We start from the raw sequence: 3,495 nt of genomic DNA, 5'->3' as shown, positions 1-3,495 counted from the left end.
CGCGGCGACCTTGCCGGAAAACCCCTTCATTCGTCGTCCTCCCGTTCCGCTTGCGCTGCACCGGCGGCGCATCTATTGTGGTGTTGTTCGTCACCACTTTAGTTTTCGGGTGTCCTGATGTCAAATAGCGGAATGGAGAAAGCACTCGAAACGGAAAAAAGGGGCCGGGCGTATGGCGGCGTGGCGCCCGAGGTGCGGGCCGCCGAGCGGCGCGATGCGTTGATCCGTGCGGCGACGCGCGTGTTCGGTACGGTGGGTTTCCGCAAGGCGACCGTGCGGTCGATCTGCCAGGAAGCGAAGCTGAACGATCGCTATTTCTACGCGGCGTTCGACAGCACCGAGGATCTGTTGCGCTGCACTTACCTGCATCACGCGCAGCAGCTGCATGATGCGGTCGCGCAGGCGGTCGCCGCGCGCGGCGGCGAGCTGCGCGAGCGCGTCGACGCGGGGCTCGCCGCATTCTTCGCGTTTCTGCGCGACCCGTGCGCGGCGCGCGTGCTGCTGCTCGAGGTGATGGGCGTGAGCGCGGATACCGACATGACGTACCAGCGCATGCTGATCGACTTCGGCAAGCTGATCATGGCGATCGGCGCGCCGGGCGAGGCCGTCACGCCTGCCGAGCGCACCGAGCAGCGGCTGATCGGGCTCGCGCTGGTGGGCGCGATGACGAACGTCGGCGCGGCGTGGCTGCTGACCGACTATCGCGATCCGGAGGCGCAGATGATCGCGAGTTGCAGGAAGGTGCTGCTGGGGACGTTGGGAACGGGCAGGTAGCGGGCGTCGGAAACTGCGGCTCGGGCATGAATCCGTCGAAACAACTCGGGTATATTTGCACGCATTTGCACGCGCATCCAGCCATGAAAGAGGCGGCGTTTGCGAAAGTATCGCCACTTCACAACGGATAGTCAGTACGTTACCGCGCGCGCGGGCCGATTGCTCGCGTTCGTCGATTCGCTTTGATTACCGTACCAAACGCGGGGAGCAGGTCGGTACAACGACAAACGGATCAAGGGCTCCCTGGGCTATCTCAGCCCATCGAGTACCGTGAAAACCCGGCGACTGGAATAACACGAAAAGCGCTAGACGCGTTACAGAGAACATGCGATCCAAAATTCTTTCAATCGCTTGCCTGGTCGGTATCAGTATCACCGCGCACGCCCAAGTGGCATGTCCGTCAGGCTGGATTCCCTATAGCGCGACGTCTTGTGGCCCGGCCCCGCGCGCGCAGGCGGCGCCCACACAGCAGGCGCCCACGTTCAGCTTGGCGACGACGTGGGGAGCGATCGCGACCGATGGTGTAAAGGGCGTACTCGGCACGGCCATCGGCGGGGAAAGCGAACGCGGAGCCGCGCGCACGGCGATGGCAGATTGCCAGGCCAAGGGCGGGACTACCTGCAAAGTTCAGTTGACCTACTCCAACGGCTGCGGAGCCATGATCGTTGGAAGCAAAGGATTCAGTACGGCCGGTGCTGGCACCAGGGAAGAAGCCATACAGAAAGGCATGGCGATCTGCCAGACGGATGGCGATACCGCGTGCCGTCTCTATTACACCGATTGCAGCCTGCCAAAAAGCGCTCGCTAGCGGGCAGTTGTCGACCCGGAGCTGGCGCTTGGGCATACGCGGGAACCTCGAACATGAAGCACTTCAACACCTGCCTTCTCTGGTTGAGCGTTGCGACGTCGTTTGCATCGTCCGTTTCCGCGAGCGGCCATTTGCCGCCGGTGGATATGCCGCCGCAATCGTTCGCCAGTTTCGACGCATGCGTCGAGCATCTTCGTCAGTTGTACGCGCACGACCTGGTCGGCGCGAAGCAGGGGCCTCAACAGATCGAGGGCGGCGCGACGCGCGAGGCCGTTGTCGATACCAAGGGCGTCGTAACCAACGAACGCGATGAAGCACATTACGATACCGAATTGGGTTGGTCGATTCGCAAGCCCGGCGGTGATGCCGTCGGCAATCGCTGGATGCAGACGAACTACAACTTCGAGCGCTGGAGCTGGACCTGTCGGAGCGCTTCGTTGACCGGCACAATGGAAAGCGGCTTCACGTCACCGTCGGTCGAGCCGTTACGTTAGGGTGGCGCCGTGGTGGATGTGGAATGGTCCCGCTTCATTGCTGCGGTTGTCGTGAGGGATCGATGGTCCCGCGATCCATTGCAATAGGGAGCGGGCTGACGTCATCGACCAGGGAGTGATCGTGAGAGCAAGGTATGTCGACTACGACGGCCGATATTTCGTATACCTGAGTGTGGCAGTTTTTCTGATGATGTCGTTCGGGTCGGTGATGACGGTGGTTGACATATCGAATCTGGTCCGCCGGCCGTCGGATGAACTGACGACGATGGCATTCTATTGGGGCTATCTGTTGCTTCCTGCGGTCTTGCTTTGGGCGATGCATTCAGCCGGGATGCTCGAGAAATCCCGCTTCGCTTTCTCGTTGATCGCTCTAACCCTGCTGTGTGCCTGCTTCGTCTGGAGCGCAGCCCATGAACGGAGCGCGTGGGTCTGGGTCGCGTATTGGCCAGCCTGTGTGGCTTGCCTGTTGCTCGCGATGTTGGCGCATTGGGTGCGGAGGCGAACCAACAAAATCTGATGCGGCGTCTGCTGACGACATCGGCGGAGCGGCTCGCCGTTATCGGCGAATGCACTGCCGTTGAACACCGTAAGCGCGCAATGAACCACGCGGCTTGCTAATTCGACCGTGAGCGCTTTGTCGTAGGCGTTGTCGGCGCTTCCCCTAGCTTCCCCTTCATCGCCTCGATGAACGCCCGCACCTTCGGCGACGGCAGCCGCGTCGACGGATACACCGCGTGAATGCCGGCCGGCGCCGTGCGCCAGCCCGGCAACAGCCGCACGAGCCGCCCGGCCGCGACGTCGTCCGCGGTCGAGAAATCCGTCAGCAGCCCGAAGCCACCGCCCGCGAGCACGATCGCGCGGCACGCGGTCGCGGTGTTCGACACGACCGGCGCGACGCAGCGCACCGACGCGCGGCCGCCGCGTGCGTCGTCGAGTTCGAGCGTATGCGGGCGCGGCAGCGACGACAGCATCACGAACGGCAGCGCGGCAAGCGCATCGGGGTCGCGCGGCAGCCCGTGTCGCGCGACGAACGCCGGGCTCGCGACCAGCCATTTCTCGTAGGTGCCGAGCTGCACCGCGCGATAGTTGGAATCGGCAAGCCGCCCGATGCGGATCGCGACGTCGAGGTTGTCGGCGACGAGATCGACCACGCGGTCGTTCGCGACCAATTCGACGGCGAGCGCCGGATGCCGGTCGCGCAGCGCGACGACGGCCGGCGCGACGACCAGCGCGCCATAGTCGATCGGCACGCTCACGCGCAGCGTGCCGCGCAGCGGCCCGGCGTCGGACGACACCGCGTCGAGCGCGGCTTCGGTCGCGCGCACGATGTCGCGGCATGCGTCGTAGAACACGCGTCCCGCGTCGGTCACGCTCAGCCGCCGCGTCGTGCGCACCAGCAGGTTCGCGCCAACCTCGGAT

5 protein-coding genes are annotated in these 3,495 nt (G+C 64.1%); 4 read left to right on the top strand and 1 reads right to left on the bottom strand.

What is annotated here, in order from left to right; translation table 11 throughout:
- Nucleotides 1-117: 117 nt before the first annotated feature.
- The 4 genes from JMF90_RS29420 to JMF90_RS29405 all read left to right on the top strand — a co-directional run bounded on the left by JMF90_RS29420 (nt 118) and on the right by JMF90_RS29405 (nt 2,593).
- Nucleotides 118-774 (top strand): TetR/AcrR family transcriptional regulator, encoded by a 657-nt coding sequence (locus tag JMF90_RS29420; RefSeq protein ID WP_006479640.1) that lies wholly within the window; start codon nt 118-120, stop codon nt 772-774.
- Nucleotides 775-1,099: 325 nt separating this feature from the next.
- Nucleotides 1,100-1,582, top strand: a complete 483-nt coding sequence (locus JMF90_RS29415) for a DUF4189 domain-containing protein (RefSeq protein ID WP_011694659.1) — start codon at nt 1,100-1,102, stop codon at nt 1,580-1,582.
- 53 nt (nt 1,583-1,635) lie between these two features.
- Nucleotides 1,636-2,076 (top strand): hypothetical protein, encoded by a 441-nt coding sequence (locus JMF90_RS29410; protein ID WP_011548334.1) that lies wholly within the window; start codon nt 1,636-1,638, stop codon nt 2,074-2,076.
- Between the two features lie 121 nt (nt 2,077-2,197).
- Nucleotides 2,198-2,593, top strand: a complete 396-nt coding sequence (locus JMF90_RS29405; protein WP_125381446.1) for a hypothetical protein — start codon at nt 2,198-2,200, stop codon at nt 2,591-2,593.
- Between the two features lie 97 nt (nt 2,594-2,690).
- Here the strand turns inward: JMF90_RS29405 and JMF90_RS29400 are convergent.
- Nucleotides 2,691-3,495 (bottom strand): substrate binding domain-containing protein (locus JMF90_RS29400; RefSeq protein ID WP_201325773.1); only part of this gene is annotated, 805 nt, incomplete at its 5' end.

Origin of the sequence: Burkholderia sp. E168m23, assembly GCF_016586125.1 — a bacterium.
Taxonomy (GTDB): domain Bacteria; phylum Pseudomonadota; class Gammaproteobacteria; order Burkholderiales; family Burkholderiaceae; genus Burkholderia; species Burkholderia orbicola.
Note: the sequence above shows the minus strand (reverse complement) of the source record. Positions and strands in the feature narration are given on the sequence as shown.